This window comes from Bombilactobacillus sp. ESL1094 (assembly GCF_058107425.1).
Genome location: NZ_JBYLUM010000001.1, coordinates 1481431 through 1500503, shown reverse-complemented (window position 1 = coordinate 1500503; position 19073 = coordinate 1481431). Strand labels below are relative to the sequence as shown.

Sequence of the window (19073 nt, the reverse complement as noted above, 5' to 3'; positions counted from 1 at the left end):
TTTATCCTTTCGCGTCAAACCATGTTTGACCAGCTGCTGATTCTACTTTCAAAGGTACATCCAACTTCACAGCGGTATCCATCACGTGTGGCACCAATTCTTGCAAAATGGGAATTTCCGTACTAGGAGCTTCAAAAATCAATTCATCATGCACTTGTAGTAACATTCGTGCCTGTAAATGTTGTTGTTGCAACTGCCGTTGCATATTAATCATGGCAATCTTAATAATATCAGCAGCGCTACCTTGAATCGGGGTATTCATGGCTGTCCGTTCCGCAAAAGATCGTAAGTGAAAATTCTTTGCATGAATATCTGGCAGATAGCGCCGGCGGTGCATAATTGTTTCGACATAACCATCTTCGCGGGCTTTTTGCACCATTTGATCCATGTATTGTTTCACTTTGGGATACTGTTCAAAATAGGCTTGAATGAACTCCGCCGCTTCACGGCGGGAAATGCCAATATTTTTGGCTAAGCCATAATCACTAATCCCGTAAACAATCCCAAAATTAGTTGCTTTGGCCTTCCGGCGCATATTCGCAGTCACATCATCAATACTATCCAAATTAAAAATTTTCATGGCCGTGTGCGCATGAATGTCATAATCAGCTTGAAAGGCTTGTTGCATATGCTCATCACCTGATAAATGAGCCAAAACCCGTAATTCAATTTGGGAATAGTCACTGGAAAATAATTGCCAAGATGACTCTTTAGGTACAAACGCTTTACGAATAGCACGTCCTTCATCACGCGCAGGAATATTTTGTAAATTGGGATCAATTGACGAAAGCCGTCCCGTTTGCGTCAGTGTTTGTAAATAACGAGTATGAACCCGGCCATCAGGGGCAATCGCACTTAATAAACCAAGCACATACGTTGATTGAATTTTGGCGACCTGGCGATATTCCAAAATATCCGCAATAATTGGTGCTTGATCTTTTAATTTTTCCAAAACATCTACAGAAGTGGAATAGCCCGTTTTAGTCTTTTTGATGGGCTTTAAGCCCATCTCTTCAAATAAAATTTTGCTTAATTGTTGCGAAGAATTAATGTTAAATTTTTGACCAGCTTTATCATAAATAGCTGCTTCTAAATTTGTTAACCGCTCATCTAATTGCACTTTCATCTGCTGTAAGGTGGTCGCGTCAACTTTAATTCCCGCAATTTCCATCTTCCCTAGAACTCGGGCTAGAGGTAATTCGATTTCATCAAACAATTGGTCTTGATCATGCTGTTGTAATTGCTGCGGCAATTGTGTTTGGAGATAATTCAAAGCCGCTACTTTATTGGCTAAATGATCGCATAATTTCTTAGCTTCTGGAACAGCGCGCTTGGCACCTTTGCCATATACCTCAACATCAGGTAATAAATCATTATAACCATAAGATTGAGCAATTTCACCTAAATCATTAGCGTTGTCATTCACATCAATCAAATAAGACGCTAGTAACCCATCAAAACTAACACCAGCCAACTTAATTTGATAACGATTTAATGCTACTAAGTCTCTTTTATAATCAAAAACATATTTTTCCTGTTGCGGATCTTGGAGCCAGTCTTTCAATAGAGAATTTTGTAAAACTGCTATTTGATCAGTTACTAAAATTGTATCTTGATTGCCCAATGCAATGCCGATGACTGGTGCTTCATGATAATTATCATCTAACATTTCAATAATAATGCTAGCTGGTTGGTGATCCTGCATAAAACTAGCTAATGTTGCAGACGTAAATTCTTGATAAGCAGCTTGTTTTTTAGCTTCTTGGGCAATGGGATTTAGTGGAACATCCATTTTGTTCAAAAATGATTGAAAATTCAATTTACGATAAAATTCAATTAACATTTCCGTTTGATCACCGTCATAACTTAATTGATCAACAGAGATCGTCACTGGTGCTTGACAATCAATCGTTGCTAACTTTTTAGATAAAAAAGCCATTTCACGATCTTCTTGTAAATGTTCCTTGAGCTTACTGGTCTTCATAGTATCTAAGTTAGCGTATAAGTTTTCCATCGAACCATATTGCTTTAATAATTTCAGTCCAGTTTTTTCACCAACTTTATTAACCCCAGGATAATGGTCTGAAGTATCGCCCATCAAACCTTTTAAATCAATTAATTGTGTAGGAGTAATTCCTAATTTTTCTTGAAAATGCTCAGGTGTATAAAATTCTAAATCGGAAACACCCTTAATAGTTACCGCAACTGTAATTTGCTCCGTCACTAGTTGTGTCAAATCATGATCGCCGGTCACGACTAGCACCTCATAGCCCAAAGATTGCGCTTGTTTGGCTACAGTACCAATAATATCATCAGCTTCATAATTAGCTAACTCATAAGTTTTAATGCCCCGGGCCACTAACAACTGCTTAATAAAAGGCAATTGTTCGCGAAACTCCGGTGGCGTACTGGGACGATTTCCCTTATATTCCGAATACATTTTGGTGCGAAAAGTCGTTTTTCCTGCATCAAACGCAACCAACATTTCATCCGGCTGACTTTTAGTAAGAATCAAATCTAACATATTATTAAACGCATAAATGGCATTAGTATGCAATCCATCTGGCGTGACAAATTTATCTAGGACATTATGCATCGCAAAAAAAGCTCGAAAAGCAATGCTATTACCGTCTACTAAAACTAATTTTGTTGGTTTCATCATCGTACCTCATCTTCTAATACTTTAATTTTAACAAACTATTCGTTAAATAGATTTGAAAATACAAAAGAACTTGAAGATTTCTTTTTCAAAATAATAAAAAAAGATTGAAGCGAAAGCTAATCAACAGTTTTAATCCATTAACTTGAACTGTCTCAATGCTCGTTTCAATCTTCATTTTCAAATTTTAGCGTTGCGCTAATTGTTGCTCATAACTAACTTCATACTTTTGAATGTCACCTGCACCCATAAAGATGACCACAGCATCATGGTAGTCTAATAAAGGTTGCATCTGATCTTGGGTAATTACTTGCCCACCATGCTGCAATTGTGCTCCTAAATCTGCACTAGAAATTTGGCCTTGATTTTCCCGAATCGAACCAAAAATTTCCGTTAAAAAGACTTGATCTGCTAAATCTAAACTTTGCACAAATCCAGGCAGCAATGCCAGCAAGCGACTATAGGTATGTGGTTGAAATACAACCAAAATTTGTTTATCTGGATACTGCTGGCGCGCTGCATCAATCGTGGCTTTGATTTCGGAAGGGTGATGAGCGTAATCATCAATTACCACCATATCTGCCACTTTCTTTTCACTATAGCGCCGCTTGACACCGTGAAAGCTTTGTAACTCTCGTTGAATCTCTGTCGGCGCAATCTTTTCTAAATAGCTGACACCAATTACCGCCAACGCATTTAAAATATTATGTTGACCAAATAATGGAATTTGAAATTGCCCCAAATTTTGCCCATGATACAGTACTTCAAAGCTGGAACCATGCGTCGTTTTTTGGATCTTAATTGCCTGAAAATCATCGCGATCATTCAAACCATAATAAAATAACTGTGTACCTTTGGGTGCTTGAATTTTCTGTAATAAAGGATCGTCACCCCAAGCAAAAATTGCCTTTTTGACTTGATTAGCTTCTTGTTGAAATGCTGAAAAGACATCATCAATGTCGGCAAAATAATCTGGGTGATCAAAATCAATATTCGTCATAATCAAATAATCCGGTGCATAATCCAAAAAGTGGCGCCGATATTCGTCAGCTTCAAAGACGAAAAATTGGCTTTGCCGGTCACCTTTACCTGTACCATCACCAATTAAATAACTAGTAGGAGCTATTCCTTGTAAAACATGAGCTAATAGGCCCGTTGTACTAGTTTTACCATGAGCACCAGCTACCCCAATCGACGTATATTCATTCACCAATTTGCCCACCATTTGTGGATAAGTAAAGATTGGTAAATCTAATTTTTGGGCTTGCGCGACTTCCGGATTGTCATCACCAAAGGCATTCCCTAAAATAATCGTCAAACCGGGATGAATATTAGTTGCTGCAAAGTCGGTAATCTGAATGCCTGCTTGTTGCAAACCAGTTTGCGTAAAAGTTTGTTTACTAATATCAGAACCTTCAACTTCATATCCTAAATCATGCAAGATTAACGCCAAGGCACTCATACCGGTTCCTTTAATACCGATAAAATGATAAATTGGTTGTTCCATTTGTTTACCTCTGCTGTAAAATTTACTTATTTCACAAAAATTTGGTTCAATTGGTCAAAGTCTAACGCTGAACCCGTAGGTACTTGGTCGTCTAAAACTAAAATGCCACGTTTTTGTGGGGCATTAGCTAAGGCTAGTTCACGAGGTGAACAAACCATTCCATTACTTTTGACACCTCGAAGAACACCTGGATAAATAATCTGGCCCACGGGCATCATGGCTCCCACTTTGGCTACTGCAACTTTTTGATTAACGGCAATGTTGGGTGCACCACAAACAATCTGCTCAACTTGACCTTGATCTAATTCAATTTGGCACACATGCAAATGATCAGAATCAGGATGAGGGGTCATTTCTTTGACCAAACCTGCCACAAAATACTCAGTCGTATCTACTTCCAATTGCTCAGCAAAACCTGCGGCTTGTAACTGTTGATTTAACACTTGAATTTGTGGTGCAGTCAAATGAAACTGGCCCGCTGCTTGTGTACTTAAATTCAACTTGGCCAACACATCAAAGAAGTTATAGCCAATTACTTCATTTTGATCATTTAAAATTTGTACAATGTTACCCTTCTGTACTGTACTTTGCTCCGCAGTGTTGGCTCCTAAAATTATCAAAACTACGTCACCAAAAACTGCTGGATTGTAAACACTAATCTGCAATCGTTTCACCATATCTTTCCCAATTAAATTTTATTTATTTAAAGAATCCATAAAACTCTCTACTTGCGCCTTAGTTTTGCGCTCCTTGTTAACTAAACGTCCAATTTCTTGGCCATTAGAAAAAGCAACAAAGCTAGGAATACCCATAATTCCTAAGTCTTTGGCTAAGTCTAAGAATTGATCTCGATCAACTTGGATAAATTCATATTCTGGATAATCTTGTTCAATTGCTGGCATCTCGGGTTCAATAAATTTGCAATCGGGGCACCAATCGGCTTCAAAAAATAAAATAAATTTACCATCTTTCGTTAATTGTTCAATATTTGTTGTTGCTTGATCTTCTAGCTTTTTCATTGTCTTCAATTCCTTTCTGACCTATAAACTATATTACAAACTAAAAAAAAGTTGTCAATTACCAACGTTATTTATAATATAATGATAAAATAGATATATAAACTGAGGAGGTTAGATCTATGAGTTTAAAGGGATTAGTTAAATCAACCCTCGTTGCTTCAACAACAGCAGCTGTTGTCGGAGCTGGTGCTTTATACTTAATACATCAAATTGATAGTAAACAAGTAATTGAGCGAATTAAAAATAATTTAGGTTCTGATACCAACATTATTACTACTTGGGTTGAACCAATGTTCCAAAAAGTTAATGTTGAAGGCTCTGATACCTGGGCTTTAGTTGGTGGCGTTACTGCTGTGCAAGATGATGAAGAAGCACAATATCATTTTATTGCATCAGCTTTAACAGGACAACTATTAGACATTCAACGCGTTTAACTATTAAAAAAACACCACTGGAAAATTTCCGGATTGGTGTTTTTTTATTACATAATCTGAATTTTATAACTACCAGTACACAAAAACTACCAACTCTTCCTATCAACTTGCAATTAATTGACTTTGACTAAAAACTGACCGTTAATTAGGAAAATGTGCAACTAAATAATAAATGGGCTGGCCTTTTTGCGAAAATTTAGCTTCATATTCTGTCATAATATTATGTTCAGCCCACGGACTCTGATGGAGATTTAAGCTAATTTTATCAAATTGCATTCCATAATGATTAAAACTGCCTAAGGAGTATTCAAATAAACCTTGATTATCCGTTTTAAATTCTATAACACCGTGTGCCGGTAAAACCGATTGGTACAATTTCAAAAAATTGGGTGCCGTTAACCGACGTTTTTCATGGCGTGTCTTGGGCCACGGATCCGAAAAGTTTAAATATAATTTACTAATTTCTCCAGTAGCGAATAATTCTGGCAACTGCCGCCCATTAGCTACTAAAATTTGTAAATTAGGCAATTGTGCCTGCAACTGTTTCTTCAGAATCATCGCTGCAGCAACTGGTTGTAATTCCATTGCAATAAAATTTCGCTCTGGATTTTGTTGTGCCTTTGCAATAATAAATTGGCCTTTGCCTGAACCTAATTCTAATTCAATCGGCTGGTTCTTTGTAAACCGCTGTTGCCACTGTCCTTGAATACTTTGGGGCTCAGGTTCATTTAAAATCCATTCAGGATGTTCGGCAATCAAGCCTTGCACCCAAGGTTTGTTTCGTAAACGCATAACTACATAATTCCTATCTTTCCAAATTTTTTAATTGGTGTGGTAAATAAACTTTAAGCAAAAATATTACCATAATTAATCCGACTAAACCAGCAATGAGCGTTACTTGTTGCAGATGATAGACAATAACTAAAACTACTAATCCTAACAACCATTGGCTCATTAAAATTACACTGAGTAATGTTTGAAAATTATGCTGCTTTTGGTGTGTGCTCAACGGATAAATTTGAAACAAAACATTAGTATCATAACTTTTATATAGTGGCACCAATTGAAATTCGACTAAATATAAAAACAATGAACTCATGATGCTAATCAGCCAGACATTCTTCAAACAGGCAATTAATACCAAATCAACAATGGTTAAACGTAAAAATAAGCCACTATAGTCAGTATTACGTACAAAGCCGCGACTAAAAAGATAGAGACCACTCTGCGCCTGTTGCAATTTAATAGGACGATAAAGGCCATCTAACCAACGATAACGTCGTGATTTGCCCTTCATTCCTGGCACGTCGGTAAACAAATTATAAAATCTTTTCAGCTGGTAACTACGTTGCTGTTCTTGCTGCACTAAATAAGTCCACTGCAATGGCCATTGATTTAAGAGTTGATGTAATTGATAAAAACTGAGCGCCGTTACGATTAAAGCTAAAAGAACACCGACTAACGGCAGCCAATACAAGGCCACAATCAAAACCACCACAAAACTAATGCAACTTTCCCACCACAGTTTAGCAGGTTGTTCCACATAATTACTAGCTAAGCGATTGTTAATCACGCCAACTTCCAAAATTAAAGTGGCCAATGCAATCAATACCACAGTGGTTGGCTTAAAACCTGCGCCCTTAGCCCAAAAAGGCGTTAAGAAAAAATTGACCAAAATTAAAGTCAAGCACGGTAACCACCAACTATAATTACGGGCCTTGACCAAATATTCGCGCAAAGCCACTTCTTTAGGTAATAAAAAAGTTGTATCCGCGGATTGCATTAACGTCGCCACTTTAAAAAATAATCCGCAAACCGTTAAGATAATAATACCTAAGGGTTTGACCCACCACGAATTTAACGTCAAATGAGTCAAAGCTTGTGAATACCAATAGCCAAAAGCGCCAATCATAAAGATAATGGCAATAATAAAATATTCATTAAAGACCAATTTTAAAAACTTGGCTTGTTCTTTTAAATGCTGTGTCAGGCGTTGTTGCCATAGAGATTTCATGCTAACTTAGCCCTCCTCAGCCAAACGTAAATACAAGTCACTTAAATTATCATCCTGCGCCCCAAATTGGGCTTTAATTTCAGCCAAGGTGCCCTGAGCTTTGACTTGACCATGATTTAACAAAAGGAAACGATCGGCACTTTGTTCAGCATTCGCCAAAATATGTGTGGACATTAAAATTCCCGCACCCGCTTGTTTTTTGGCTTGTACCAACTTCAATAAATCGTTCACAGCTAACGGATCTAAGCCTGTAAAGGGCTCATCAATAATAAATAGCTTCGCTTGAGTCATGAAAGCACAAACAATCATCACTTTTTGCTTCATTCCCTTAGAAAAATTGATCGGAAACCAATCTAACTTATCAGCTAAACGAAAAGTTTTGAGTAATTGGTTTGCATCTTGCCAAGCAGCTTCATGATTTAGATCATAAGCCATCATCGTTAACTCCAAATGTTCTTTCAGAGTTAACTCAGGATATAAGACTGGTAATTCTGGGACATACGCAATTTGGCTGCGGTAAGCGGTAATGTCTTGGTCTAATTGAGTGTCATTTAAACTAATCGTCCCTTTTTGTGGCTTTAACAAACCAATGACATGTTTAATTGTTGTTGATTTGCCGGCACCATTTAAACCGATTAACCCTACCGTCTCTCCAGATCGCACTGTAAAACTTTCATCTTTGATCACCGGGATACGTCCATAGCCCCCAGTTAAATGCTCTACTACTAAAGCCATAAAATTTTACCTACCCTCTGTTATTGCTTTGTATTTATGATAGCATGAAATTAACCCGATATAATTTTTTATTCTTAAGGAGGAATAAATCATGACCAACCTAGATCCAAATTGTGTTTTTTGCAAAATTATTGCTGGGGATATTCCCAGTCACACCGTTTATGAAGATGATGTCGTTAAAGCTTTCTTAGACTTATCACAAGTCACCCCAGGCCATGTTTTAGTTGTTCCCAAGCAACATATTAAAGATATTTTTGATTATGATAGCCAACAGGCCAGTTTGGTCTTTAGCCGAATTCCCAAAATTGCCCGCGCGATTAAACAACTTGATCCGAAAATTCAGGGCATGAATATTTGTATTAACAACGGCAAGATTGCTTATCAATCAGTCTTTCACTCCCACATTCATCTAATTCCGCGTTATAATGAAGAAGACGGCTTTTCTATGAAATGGGCAGACAATACTGATCAGTATGATGCTGCTAAGTTAGATCAGATCGCCACAACTATTCAAACGAATTTTGGAGATGAAGCATGAAAAGTTTTAACCTCGGTTTATTAACAGGCATTGGTTTATTCGCTGGAGCCAACAGAATTATGCAACAACAACGTCCGCGCATCGCTGCTTGGAAGAATTTAAATTTGGAACTCAAAAAATTGAAGCAACAATTAACTGACGAATCATTACCGATCCTCAAAGATTTACAAACCACTTTAATGCAGGGCAAAGAACCCATTGTTGCCGATTTGCAACAATTACAACAACAATTGAAACAGTTACAGCAAGATTTTCCGACTAAATTGTGATTTTTTAATGAATTTATAATTTAACTTGTAGGAAAAAGATAATAAATGTGTTATCTTTGTATTTGTTATCTTAATTCAAGATAAAATAAGATTGGATGTGTAAGTAGATTATGTCAAAAAAGTTTAGTAAATGGATCTTGACTTTAGTTGCCTTATTCTCCGTTACCTTAGTTGCTGGTTGTTCCGGCAATAAGGCTGTGGTAACTATGAAGGGTGGTAAAATCACTCAAGAACAGCTTTACCAAAAAATGAAAAAATCTCAAGCTGGACAACAGCAATTGCAACAAATGGTGATTGCTCAGGCTTTGAAGTCACAATATGGTAAACAAGTTAGCGATAAAGAAGTTAACAAAGAATTTAACCAATATAAGAATAAATATGGTTCTCAATTCAATACATTGTTACAACAAAATGGTATGGATGCGAGTGATTTCAAAGATACCATTCGGACCCAACTGTTAACCAAAGTGGCCATTCGCAAGGAAACCAACATTTCTAATGCGCAATTAAAGAAACAATGGGCAAAATATACACCAAAAGTTACAGTACAACATATCTTGGTTAAAGATGATGCAACAGCCAAAGAAGTAATCTCTAAATTAGATGCTGGTCAAAGCTTTGATAAATTAGCTAAGAAGTACTCCACAGATACTGGTACTAAGAATAAAGGTGGTAAATTACCAGCCTTCAATAACAATGACACTTCTTTAGATGCTAACTTTAAGAAAGCTGCTTTAAAATTAAAGCAAGGTCAATATACTAAAGAACCTGTCAAATCATCTTACGGTTACCATGTCATTAAGATGGTTAAGCGTCCAGCTAAAGGTACTATGAAGCAACATGAACAAACTTTGAAGAATCAAATTTATGCTTCTCGGATGAATGATTCAGCAACTATGCAAAAAGTGATCACGAAAGTCTTGAAGCGTTCTGATATTTCTATCAAAGATAACGACTTAAAGAACGTCTTGTCTGGATTCTTATCTAACAATAACAAGAAAGATAATGCTAAATCCACTAGTGGTTCTAAATAAGAGTTCTAAATATTAATTACAAAAAAACGCATTTCAGTGAACAAACTGCGATGCGTTTTTTTGTACGATAAAATCATTTAATTATAGCTTACCAGCTTCTTCAAAAAACATTGGGGGGCAAAGTCTCAATTCAATGCCCTTTTTAATCCTTAGTGGTATGCTCAAGCGGACGATAGAAGCGCCGATTATCCAAGCCAAAAATCCGTTCACTAAATTCTCCGGGGTGAATTTTACGTTCAGCCTTGGTAACCATCGTAATCGTCGCATCCAATTCGTCCAGCGCATGTAAAATTTCCGCCTCTAATATTTGGGGACGCTTAGCTGAACCATATTCTAGCAAGCCATGATGCGCAATGACCATATGTCTTAATAAGACAATATCCTCTGCTTCGGTATCCAATTTTAATTGCTGACAAGCCGCCACAATTTCCGCATCCATAATCACTAGATGTCCTAACAAATTACCTTCAAGCGTGTATTGGGTATTAACAGCACCGCTTAATTCTCGAGTTTTACCCAAATCATGTAAAATGGTTCCCGCAATTAACAATGAACGATTAACTTGCGGATATTGCTGACAAACATTGTTAGCCAATCGCGCGATACTAACAGTATGAAAAGCCAAACCACCTGCATAATCATGATGATTACTTTTAGCTGCAGGATATTCAAAAAAACTATCTTGGTGCTGATTAATTAAGTACCGGACAATGCGATTCCAATGGGGTTGGGTAATTTCTAAAATTAATTCATTAATTTGATCTTGTAACTCTTGTTTGGTTAATGGTGCATGCTGCATAAATTGCGCAACGGAATAGCTATCAGGTGGTGTCAACTTCAAACTTTCGATTTTGATTTGTAATATATTACGATAAGTTTCACACTGCCCCTTTAACTGGACAATTTGTCCCGCTACAAAATTCTGGGCATCTTCTGCGCTAGCTTGCCAATATTTACCTGAAATCTTACCAGAAGTATCCGCAAATACTAAATCTAAAAATTGTTTACCATTCTTGGCAGTACGCACGTGCATTTGTTCAATTAAAACCGGTGCATCTATTATATCGCCAGTGCGTAAAGCAGCTAATTTATCAGTCACTATGTTTCATCCTCTTTCTAATCTAAAATACAGCAAAGAACACCCAAGCTTTTTGATTAAGCTTAGTTTAATAAACGTCACCATTAAATGCAATCGTCTATAAACTCAAGATAACAAAAAAACGATACCCACCAAGGTATCGTTTTTTAGGATTAACTATTATAAATATCAGCAATCGGTTTAGAGATGATTTTATTTAATTCTTCCATCATCGCATTAATTTTACGTTCTTGGTCCATCAATTTTTGTACAGAATCAAATTTAGCTAATTGACCAGACAGAGTTTGCAGTTGTTTAATTTCATCATCCGTAATTTCTTGGTTATTAACTTGCTTTTGCTGTAATTTATCCTGCATTGTTTGCATTTGTTGAAACATTTGGTAAGCCATCGGATCAGCTTTCATTTGATTAAAAGCAGCCTGTAATCCTAAAACTTCTTCTGATTGACGCAAATCTTTTTCTAATTGATTAGCAGTATCATACACATTAACCATACTAAATTCTCCTTATTATTCTTGGCCCCAGCGACCTTTTATCTGATTATACCATTGACTGACACTTTGTTTGGCATTATTAAAATTATTTATCGTATCTTGGACTTTGTGCTTCAAATTATCACCAAATCCTTGGGTCCAATTACCAGTTGCGTGATGTTTTTGCTGCTGCACCATTTGAGCAGCATCTTTGACTTCAAAACTAGTATTTTTAGTAGTCGGCAAAATATTCGTCATTTCATTCTTAAACAAGGGCCCAATTCCTTGCTCACTACCCTCTTGTAAAAAGTGTTGACGATCAGTTCGGTCAAATCCGACCCAAGTAGCCACAACAATATCCGGTGTATAACCCACCATCCATTGATCCTTCGTACCATTACCATAATCTTGTGGTACTTCTGTGGAACCAGTTTTGCCCGCTAATTGATAACCTGCTGGTTTAGCGACGGCGCCGGTTCCTTGATCATAGACATTCAGCAGCAAACTAGTCATTGTTTGCGCAGTCTTTTTACTCATAATCGGTTTAGACGCGGTTTGCTCATCTTGGCCAACCACGGCTCCCGTAGCATCCACAATTTTCGTAATAAAATGCGTACTAGCTAACTTACCATTATTCGCAAAGGCTGTATAAGCCCGCGCTATCTGATAAGGTGTCACTCCGGTCTGTAGTCCGCCTAAGGCTAAGGCTAAATTTTGATCACTTTTAGCCACTTTAATCCCAAAATTTTCCACTGAAGCGACGCCTTTTTTCACACCAATTTTATCCAGCAAAGCTACTGCTGGCACGTTTTCACTGTTACTGAGTGCTTGATATAATGGTAATTCAGTAGTATAAGAACCATCAGCGTTCGTCGGCGTATAGTGATTTTTACCGAAACTCGTCACTTGATTAGGCAATGGTGAATCAATCTTATAACCACTTTCAATGGCGGGGGTATAAACCGCTAATGGTTTAATTGTTGAACCCGGCTGCCGTTTCATTTGTGTAGCTCGATTAAGTTCACGAAAGACATGCGGACCACGTCCCCCAACAACTGCACTAACACCACCTGTTTGCGGGTTTAATGCAATAGAGGCACCTTGTGATAAAGTATTATCACTAGCGCTTTGCGGGAAGAGATAATCATTATCAAAACTAGCTTGCATCTTTTGTTGCACGGTTTGATCTAAGCTAGTATAAATCGTATAACCCTTATTTAAAATCTGATTTTCACTTAAGTGATAACGACTTTCTGCTTCAGAAATGACCGCATCAAAATAAGAAGGATAGCGATAACCACTTTGTTTATGATAACCATCATCTAAACTTAAGGCCGTTTGTTGATTAATCTGGGCTTGTTGCTTCGACAAAGTCTTGTTAGTCACCATTAAATTTAAAATTAAATTGCGGCGAGCTTTAGAATTATCTGGATGGCGATACGGATCATAAAAACTGGGATTACGTAACATAGCCGCTAAAGTGGCTGCTTGTGCTGGCGATAATTCACTGGCCGATTCAGCAAAATATTTTTTGGAAGCATCTTCGACTCCCCACACCCCATTACCAAAATAAGCATTGTTTAAATACATGGAAAGGATGTCTTGTTTACTATAAACACGATTTATTTCAACGGCTAAGAAAAATTCTTCTGCTTTCCGAGTTAAAGTTTGTTTTTGCGTTAATAAAGCATTTTTCGCTAATTGTTGTGTCAAAGTACTACCACCACCCACAATTTGATGGTGAAGTAATAAGCCAATCGCCGAACGAGCATAACCTTTCAGACTAAAACCATGATTGGTCCAAAAAGTGCGGTCTTCAGTAGCAATTACCGCATTTTGCATATTTTTTGAAATATGCCGCAAACCAACATACGTTCCTTTTTGTGAATACAACGAACCAGCTTTATGATTGTCGACGTCCATAATAGTGGTTGTCGTTTGTAAAGAAGCTTTTAAATGACTCACGTTAGCAGTTTTCGCCTTAAAAGTTAAAATTGCACTAAAAACCAAAAAAATGGTCATCGTAATTAACAATAACCACCGTAACAAGTGGAATCGTTTCGTTATATAATGGAGTCCGTGACCAATTTGTGCCAATAAATACTTGATTCCGGCAGACCAGTCAAATTTTTCACTGTGTTTCATCGTATCCCTCAAACCTAATTTTTTCAAAAAATGGAGTAACTCATTGATATTAGAACGTCATTTAATTCTACAACATGCACCGCAAGTTTTCACTATTCGTCAATTGTTAAACAATTGGTATTTACCACGTAAGTGGCAGCACGAACTACGAACACAGCGTTCAATTTTTGTGAATCATCATTATCGTTATTTCAATCAATTAGTTCATAATGGCGAACAAATTGATTTGGCCTTTAATACCAACCTCACGCCGCAACATTATTCAGCCCAATTGACAACCAATTGTCCAATTATTTTTCAAAATTCAGATTTAGTTATTGTTGATAAACCTGCCGGTATTAAAACACATCCCAATCAACCCTTAGAAACTCATACTTTATTTAACCATTTAGCCGCTATTTTGCCAAGCCCACCACTTATGTTACACCGGCTAGATATGTTGACTAGTGGGTTAATCATGGTTGGGCAGGATCCTTTAATCGTCCCTATTATTGAGCGTCAATTAGCCTTGAAACAACTCCAACGCACTTATGTGGCCGTGATTCCTTATCGTTCCACTTTACCCTCAACTCAAACTATTACTGCTCCCATTGGCCGTGATCCTTTAGATCCTCGCAAACGACGCATTGATCCCAAAGGCCAATTTGCTAGCACACATTATCAAATCTTACAACATAATAAAAACTGGGCTTTAGTGCAACTACAATTAACAACGGGGCGAACCCATCAAATTCGCGTTCACTTACAAGCTGTAGGAGTGGGAATTCTAGGTGATCCCTTGTACAGTCCACTGAAAGCTTCCAGAATGTATTTACATGCTTACCAATTACAATACCAAAAACCCTTTGATTGGCAAACACAGACAGTTACCACCAAAATTCCGCCAGATTTTTTAGACTTAACTAGTTAATTAGATAAAATGCGGTTAGGACCAAAGTCATAGAGCAATCAACTACCAACTGCAATAAATTTTAAAAAAGAATTTTATTTTGTAGTTTAGCATTTTTAACAACAAAAATTTGAATTTTGAAGTATTTAAAAAAACTAGTCTTAATTGTAGACTAGTTTTTTATCCCAATCACCCTTAATTTTACATTATATTTTGCTGCTTAGATAAAGTTTTTAATTACATTTCATCAGGTGCTTTAACCCCTAATAAGTCTAAGGCAGCTGCCAAAACCCAAGCTAGTGCTTGCACCAAGTTTAAGCGTGCTTGCAATTGGTCATCATCCACTAAAACTTTGTTATGAGCATAATAATGGTTAAACGACTTAGCCAACTTTAATGCATACTTGGCAATGACTGAAGGTTCTTTTTGTTGAGCAGCTTGTTGAATCGTTTTAGGAAAATTGGCTAAGGTTAAGACGATGTCCCAAGCTTCATCATTTAAAGTGGCGGCTGTTATTTCTGTAGTTTGGGCTTGATAATCTGCCTTACGTAAAATACTCATTGCTCGTGCATGAGTATATTGAACGTAAGGGCCAGTCTCACCTTCAAAACGCACGACTTCATCTAATTGAAAATCAAAATTATCGGTCCGATTATTTTTTAAATCATGAAAAATTACAGCACCGACACCAACTTCTTGAGCGACCTGCTCTGGATTAGCTAAGTTAGGATTTTTTTCGGCAATTTGTTTTTGGGCCAATTGCACCGAATCATGCAACACGTCTTCTAATAAGATCACCCGGCCTGCTCGTGTAGATAATTTTTTACCACCCGAAGTGATTAAACCAAACTTAATATGTTCAATATCTTTTGCCCAATCAAAGCCCATTTTAGCTAATACTGCTTTTAATTGTTCAAAGTGCACACTCTGTTCACTACCAACAACATAAAAAGCTTTATCAAAATCGTAAGTTCGCTTACGGTATAAAGCCGCTGCTAAATCACGTGTAATATACAAAGTAGCCCCATCAGACTTTTTAATCATCGCTGGTGGTAATTGTTCACCTAAATCAACAATCTCGGCCCCTTGGCTTTCTTGCAATAGACCTTTTTGTTCCAATAAATCAACAATTTCGTCCATTTTATCATTATAAAAGGCTTCACCCTTATAAGAGTCAAAGCTAATTCCCAATTCGTCATAAACTTTGGTAAAAGCTTTGAGTGATTCTTCGCGGAACCACTGCCACAAATGCGTAGCCTCAGCATCACCATTTTCCAATTTTTTAAACCATTCTCGCGCTTCATCATCTAATTCAGGGTGTTCTTGATCTAATTGATGAAACTTAACATAATATTTTTGTAAATTGGTAATCGGATCAGCTTTAACTTCTGCTTCAGAACCCCATTTTTTGTAAGCCACCATTAGTTTACCAAATTGCGTGCCCCAATCACCCAAGTGGTTAATCTTAATCGGTTGATAACCTAACTTGGCTAAAATTTTGGCCAAAGAATTACCAATTACAGTGGAACGTAAATGGCCCATCGACATCGGTTTTGCAATATTAGGTGATGACATATCAATCACCATCTTTTGTTGGTTGCCCTGTTTCGTTGCACCATAATTCAATTGTTCATTAAGAATTTGTTGCAGAGTCGTTTGTGCTACGGCTGGACGCTGTAAAAAGAAGTTGACATAAGGTCCTTTAGCCTCCACCTTAGCAAAGACATTTGGATCAATTTGTTTGACTAAATCTTGCGCAATGACCACTGGTGATTGATGTAACTGTTTGGCTAATTGAAAAGTTGGAAAAGCAAAATCACCCATTTGCGTATTTTTCGGCACTTCAATCAAATTCAAAATTTGGTCAGCAGTCAAATCACTGTTCGTTAAATTTGGTTGCAAGGCTTCTTGGATGCTTACTTTGGCTTGTTGTAAATCCATAATTATCTGATCCTCCATAACATAAAAAAAGCTCTTTCATATTAAATATGAAAGAGACGAGTTAACCCGCGGTACCACTCTAATTGATTAGTAATCCACTTTAATTTAAACATATTTTAAAAAACACAAAGACACGACGGTACTTGACTGTAGCCTTTTCACACTCACAAGACCTCACTAAAACAACCAAATGTACCTTAACTCTCTGCAAAACTCATTTTAAAGGATTCAAGTTAAATTTTCAAGCAACGGTAAAAATTAGTAACCTTTAAAATAGTTTTTAATTAATGTTTTAAATGCATAATAGCTTCTTGAATTGTCTTGCCTTGTCCACTGACATTTCTGCTGGGATCAACGGCAATGAACGTTTGTGAAGCTGTATCAAGTTGAATGCGTAATTTTTTCATGCTCATTACCTCCTAGATATAATTCTGCTTATTCTACTCAGAACATATTAGGATGTCAAGCAAAAACATTTGAACTATTTTATTGAACTTGTACAGCAACTTTTGCTAAAGCTTCCAAACTATCAGCAACGTCTTGCCAATTATCCTCGAAAGGCCCATAAGCTGTCTGAATCAAAGTATTGGTCGGCAAAGCGGGACACTCATTTTCACCGTTAGTACCCCAATTCTGCCAACCGGAATTAGGACGTTGAACAATTTGAAAAGCACCGGCTGCTTGCGCAGTTTGCCAAATCATTGCTTGATGCGTTTGCGTATTAATTTCGGCTGATTTAGTTGCTGGTCCCGCAAAGATAGTTTGATCAGCTACCTGGCTAACATCGACTGGTTGCTGTGAATAAGTCCATGGTCGGTCGTTAGTTTCGGCTTCTACAAATGCTTGAGCTCGAATATCTGCCAATTGCGCTTCATCTTCCGAGCGCTCCAAAGCATTTTCCCAGACTGAAAACAACCGCCAATATAAATCCCAATGTGCTGATGCCATATCGCCAGTCAACAAAGACCGAAACTTTTCAAAAGCTGTTCCTCGCGTTTGACCATCATTAACTAACGTTTGAACCTTATCAGCCAAATCATTGGCATACGGATCACCGGCACGATACCAAACGCCACTATCGGTAATAAAGCGATCAAACACTTGATGACCGATTCCACTTTCAAATTCATCACCGACGGTAATCTTATCAGTAATGGAACGATGATTAACTGTTGTTTGAAAATGATCCACATGGTAAACACGTGAAAAGAACGGAACATTATAATAAAAAGACCAATCCAAACTAAAATGCTTACCATATAGTTCCGGTTTTAACCCGTCAGGAATTCTGCCAGATAGACGATATTTTTTAAAAATTGGGCCATCTTCCAAAGCCTGAATATCTACAATCAAGTGTTCCGCAGGATTGATTAAACCATTATCAGGGGTGAAGAATGGACCATAAAATCCGCCCATTGCATTATTACCTGATGGTAATAAATCTTTGTCTTCCTGAACTGATTTAAAATGACGTAAACCCCATTTGGAGGAACCCTCACCTTGAGCATTACCACGGCACAGTTCCAAATCAAAAACACCTGTATTTAAATGAACATAAGTATCTGTCTCTTGAGTTGATGTGATCTCCTGGATGCCGTCTACTTCACTAGGCTCCAAGACATGATCTAATTGCAGTTGAACATCACCTTGTGCAAAAGACACTATTGCTATAAATTTATTGTCTTCTTTTTGTAAGCGTTGACAAATAATTTCATGATTTTCTTGATCATGAGCTAACCACAAATCGCCTGAGAGATCTTCTGTAACTGAAAAAACAACTGGCACATTAATTTTGATTTTTTTAGAGGTATCACTAATTTTAATAGTTTTCATAACTAATCCTTTCTAAATTATTTTTATAAAGCTGTTAAGAAAGTAATCAAACCAAAAATTACTCCCGCACCATTACACAATGCTAGTGGAATATCACGATCTTTTTTGCATAGTGCATATATTACCCACAACAATGTGTTAAAAGCTGTTGCCAACGGTTGAATCGGACTTCCTTTCACACCGTGTAAATTGTTAATAATTTGTGGAATATACGCTACGTACATAATAATGGCAGTTATAGAAGCAATCCATCCTAAAACAGTAATGACTTTCTCAAATTTCAAATAAACATCTCCCGTGATAGATCTTTTGGTAGCGCTTTTATTTTAAGCGTAATTTTATCATAGTGCATATTGTTTAAATTAGCAAATACGTAATACTTTGATTTCACAATTGTACTTAGAGAATAAAATTTATTTTATTTTTACAATCAATGAGTTTTAATAAAAATAGTTGTTTTATTGCTAAATCTTTAAGGGTACAA

General features: G+C 37.0%; 19 protein-coding genes and 1 CRISPR repeat array (1 of these 20 running past the window's edge). Of the genes, 5 read left to right on the top strand and 14 right to left on the bottom strand.

Annotated features, from left to right (window positions below; translation table 11 throughout):
- Window position 1: 1 nt before the first annotated feature.
- The 4 genes from polA to AC3B5S_RS07090 form a co-directional block, all read right to left on the bottom strand.
- Window positions 2-2662 (bottom strand): DNA polymerase I, encoded by a 2661-nt coding sequence (gene polA / locus AC3B5S_RS07105; protein WP_489790282.1) that lies wholly within the window; start codon window positions 2660-2662, stop codon window positions 2-4.
- 184 nt (window positions 2663-2846) lie between these two features.
- Window positions 2847-4166 carry a UDP-N-acetylmuramate--L-alanine ligase gene (gene murC / locus AC3B5S_RS07100; protein WP_489790281.1) on the bottom strand — a complete coding sequence of 440 codons (1320 nt, stop codon included), beginning with the start codon at window positions 4164-4166 and terminating at the stop codon, window positions 2847-2849.
- A 26-nt stretch (window positions 4167-4192) separates the two neighbouring features.
- Window positions 4193-4843, bottom strand: coding sequence for a YtpR family tRNA-binding protein (gene ytpR / locus AC3B5S_RS07095; protein ID WP_489790280.1), 651 nt, complete (start codon window positions 4841-4843; stop codon window positions 4193-4195).
- A gap of 18 nt (window positions 4844-4861) precedes the next feature.
- Window positions 4862-5185, bottom strand: coding sequence for a thioredoxin family protein (locus AC3B5S_RS07090; protein WP_489757757.1), 324 nt, complete (start codon window positions 5183-5185; stop codon window positions 4862-4864).
- A gap of 119 nt (window positions 5186-5304) precedes the next feature.
- Between AC3B5S_RS07090 and AC3B5S_RS07085 the strand changes: the two genes are divergently transcribed.
- Window positions 5305-5619: a hypothetical protein gene (locus AC3B5S_RS07085; RefSeq protein ID WP_489757756.1), complete on the top strand. Its 315-nt coding sequence runs from the start codon at window positions 5305-5307 to the stop codon at window positions 5617-5619.
- Between the two features lie 141 nt (window positions 5620-5760).
- On the opposite strand, the gene trmB is transcribed toward AC3B5S_RS07085, so the two are convergent.
- The 3 genes from trmB to AC3B5S_RS07070 are packed head-to-tail and all read right to left on the bottom strand — an operon-like array spanning window position 5761 to window position 8368.
- Entirely contained in the window at window positions 5761-6411 is a 651-nt protein-coding gene (trmB, locus tag AC3B5S_RS07080; RefSeq protein ID WP_489775259.1) for a tRNA (guanosine(46)-N7)-methyltransferase TrmB, read from the bottom strand.
- Between the two features lie 13 nt (window positions 6412-6424).
- The gene (locus AC3B5S_RS07075) at window positions 6425-7633 is read right to left on the bottom strand and encodes an ABC transporter permease (RefSeq protein ID WP_489790279.1); all 1209 of its coding nucleotides are present in this window, start codon (window positions 7631-7633) and stop codon (window positions 6425-6427) included.
- Between the two features lie 6 nt (window positions 7634-7639).
- Entirely contained in the window at window positions 7640-8368 is a 729-nt protein-coding gene (locus tag AC3B5S_RS07070) for an ABC transporter ATP-binding protein (protein WP_489757753.1), read from the bottom strand.
- Window positions 8369-8459: 91 nt separating this feature from the next.
- On the opposite strand from AC3B5S_RS07070, the gene AC3B5S_RS07065 reads away from it, so the two are divergent.
- The 3 genes from AC3B5S_RS07065 to AC3B5S_RS07055 all read left to right on the top strand — a co-directional run bounded on the left by AC3B5S_RS07065 (window position 8460) and on the right by AC3B5S_RS07055 (window position 10209).
- Complete coding sequence (locus tag AC3B5S_RS07065; protein ID WP_489769671.1) at window positions 8460-8906, top strand: HIT family protein; 447 nt, start codon at window positions 8460-8462, stop codon at window positions 8904-8906.
- Window positions 8903-9175 (top strand): hypothetical protein, encoded by a 273-nt coding sequence (locus AC3B5S_RS07060; RefSeq protein ID WP_489757751.1) that lies wholly within the window; start codon window positions 8903-8905, stop codon window positions 9173-9175. Before AC3B5S_RS07065 ends, AC3B5S_RS07060 begins: the two co-directional genes overlap by 4 nt.
- A gap of 110 nt (window positions 9176-9285) precedes the next feature.
- Window positions 9286-10209, top strand: a complete 924-nt coding sequence (locus AC3B5S_RS07055) for a peptidylprolyl isomerase (RefSeq protein WP_489757750.1) — start codon at window positions 9286-9288, stop codon at window positions 10207-10209.
- A gap of 142 nt (window positions 10210-10351) precedes the next feature.
- Here AC3B5S_RS07055 and AC3B5S_RS07050 read toward each other — a convergent pair whose 3' ends face one another.
- The 3 genes from AC3B5S_RS07050 to AC3B5S_RS07040 all read right to left on the bottom strand — a co-directional run bounded on the left by AC3B5S_RS07050 (window position 10352) and on the right by AC3B5S_RS07040 (window position 13926).
- The gene (locus AC3B5S_RS07050; protein WP_489790278.1) at window positions 10352-11308 is read right to left on the bottom strand and encodes a 3'-5' exoribonuclease YhaM family protein; all 957 of its coding nucleotides are present in this window, start codon (window positions 11306-11308) and stop codon (window positions 10352-10354) included.
- Window positions 11309-11460: 152 nt separating this feature from the next.
- Complete coding sequence (locus tag AC3B5S_RS07045) at window positions 11461-11802, bottom strand: YlbF family regulator (protein WP_489757748.1); 342 nt, start codon at window positions 11800-11802, stop codon at window positions 11461-11463.
- A gap of 15 nt (window positions 11803-11817) precedes the next feature.
- Window positions 11818-13926 carry a transglycosylase domain-containing protein gene (locus AC3B5S_RS07040; protein ID WP_489757747.1) on the bottom strand — a complete coding sequence of 703 codons (2109 nt, stop codon included), beginning with the start codon at window positions 13924-13926 and terminating at the stop codon, window positions 11818-11820.
- Between the two features lie 43 nt (window positions 13927-13969).
- Here AC3B5S_RS07040 and AC3B5S_RS07035 point away from each other — a divergent pair, with 43 nt between their 5' ends.
- Window positions 13970-14836 carry an RluA family pseudouridine synthase gene (locus AC3B5S_RS07035; protein ID WP_489757746.1) on the top strand — a complete coding sequence of 289 codons (867 nt, stop codon included), beginning with the start codon at window positions 13970-13972 and terminating at the stop codon, window positions 14834-14836.
- A 216-nt stretch (window positions 14837-15052) separates the two neighbouring features.
- Here the strand turns inward: AC3B5S_RS07035 and argS are convergent, their stop codons facing one another.
- The 4 genes from argS to AC3B5S_RS07015 form a co-directional block, all read right to left on the bottom strand.
- Window positions 15053-16756: an arginine--tRNA ligase gene (gene argS / locus AC3B5S_RS07030; RefSeq protein ID WP_489757745.1), complete on the bottom strand. Its 1704-nt coding sequence runs from the start codon at window positions 16754-16756 to the stop codon at window positions 15053-15055.
- 284 nt (window positions 16757-17040) lie between these two features.
- Window positions 17041-17163 (bottom strand): hypothetical protein, encoded by a 123-nt coding sequence (locus AC3B5S_RS07025; RefSeq protein ID WP_489757744.1) that lies wholly within the window; start codon window positions 17161-17163, stop codon window positions 17041-17043.
- A gap of 79 nt (window positions 17164-17242) precedes the next feature.
- Complete coding sequence (locus AC3B5S_RS07020; RefSeq protein WP_489790277.1) at window positions 17243-18589, bottom strand: hypothetical protein; 1347 nt, start codon at window positions 18587-18589, stop codon at window positions 17243-17245.
- A gap of 23 nt (window positions 18590-18612) precedes the next feature.
- A complete protein-coding gene (locus tag AC3B5S_RS07015; protein ID WP_489757742.1) occupies window positions 18613-18873 on the bottom strand; it encodes a SemiSWEET family transporter in 261 nt (86 codons plus the stop codon).
- Between the two features lie 168 nt (window positions 18874-19041).
- Window positions 19042-19073: direct repeats of the CRISPR family, unit length 36 nt; it runs 532 nt beyond the window's last position.

What these genes read in the sequence shown, in the direction of transcription:
- polA (WP_489790282.1), bottom strand. Translation starts at nt 2,662, where the DNA reads ATGATGAAACCAACAAAATTAGTTTTAGTAGACGGTAATAGCATTGCT.
- murC (WP_489790281.1), bottom strand. Translation starts at nt 4,166, where the DNA reads ATGGAACAACCAATTTATCATTTTATCGGTATTAAAGGAACCGGTATG.
- ytpR (WP_489790280.1), bottom strand. Translation starts at nt 4,843, where the DNA reads ATGGTGAAACGATTGCAGATTAGTGTTTACAATCCAGCAGTTTTTGGT.
- AC3B5S_RS07090 (WP_489757757.1), bottom strand. Translation starts at nt 5,185, where the DNA reads ATGAAAAAGCTAGAAGATCAAGCAACAACAAATATTGAACAATTAACG.
- AC3B5S_RS07085 (WP_489757756.1), top strand. Translation starts at nt 5,305, where the DNA reads ATGAGTTTAAAGGGATTAGTTAAATCAACCCTCGTTGCTTCAACAACA.
- trmB (WP_489775259.1), bottom strand. Translation starts at nt 6,411, where the DNA reads ATGCGTTTACGAAACAAACCTTGGGTGCAAGGCTTGATTGCCGAACAT.
- AC3B5S_RS07075 (WP_489790279.1), bottom strand. Translation starts at nt 7,633, where the DNA reads ATGAAATCTCTATGGCAACAACGCCTGACACAGCATTTAAAAGAACAA.
- AC3B5S_RS07070 (WP_489757753.1), bottom strand. Translation starts at nt 8,368, where the DNA reads ATGGCTTTAGTAGTAGAGCATTTAACTGGGGGCTATGGACGTATCCCG.
- AC3B5S_RS07065 (WP_489769671.1), top strand. Translation starts at nt 8,460, where the DNA reads ATGACCAACCTAGATCCAAATTGTGTTTTTTGCAAAATTATTGCTGGG.
- AC3B5S_RS07060 (WP_489757751.1), top strand. Translation starts at nt 8,903, where the DNA reads ATGAAAAGTTTTAACCTCGGTTTATTAACAGGCATTGGTTTATTCGCT.
- AC3B5S_RS07055 (WP_489757750.1), top strand. Translation starts at nt 9,286, where the DNA reads ATGTCAAAAAAGTTTAGTAAATGGATCTTGACTTTAGTTGCCTTATTC.
- AC3B5S_RS07045 (WP_489757748.1), bottom strand. Translation starts at nt 11,802, where the DNA reads ATGGTTAATGTGTATGATACTGCTAATCAATTAGAAAAAGATTTGCGT.
- AC3B5S_RS07040 (WP_489757747.1), bottom strand. Translation starts at nt 13,926, where the DNA reads ATGAAACACAGTGAAAAATTTGACTGGTCTGCCGGAATCAAGTATTTA.
- argS (WP_489757745.1), bottom strand. Translation starts at nt 16,756, where the DNA reads ATGGATTTACAACAAGCCAAAGTAAGCATCCAAGAAGCCTTGCAACCA.
- AC3B5S_RS07025 (WP_489757744.1), bottom strand. Translation starts at nt 17,163, where the DNA reads ATGAAAAAATTACGCATTCAACTTGATACAGCTTCACAAACGTTCATT.
- AC3B5S_RS07020 (WP_489790277.1), bottom strand. Translation starts at nt 18,589, where the DNA reads ATGAAAACTATTAAAATTAGTGATACCTCTAAAAAAATCAAAATTAAT.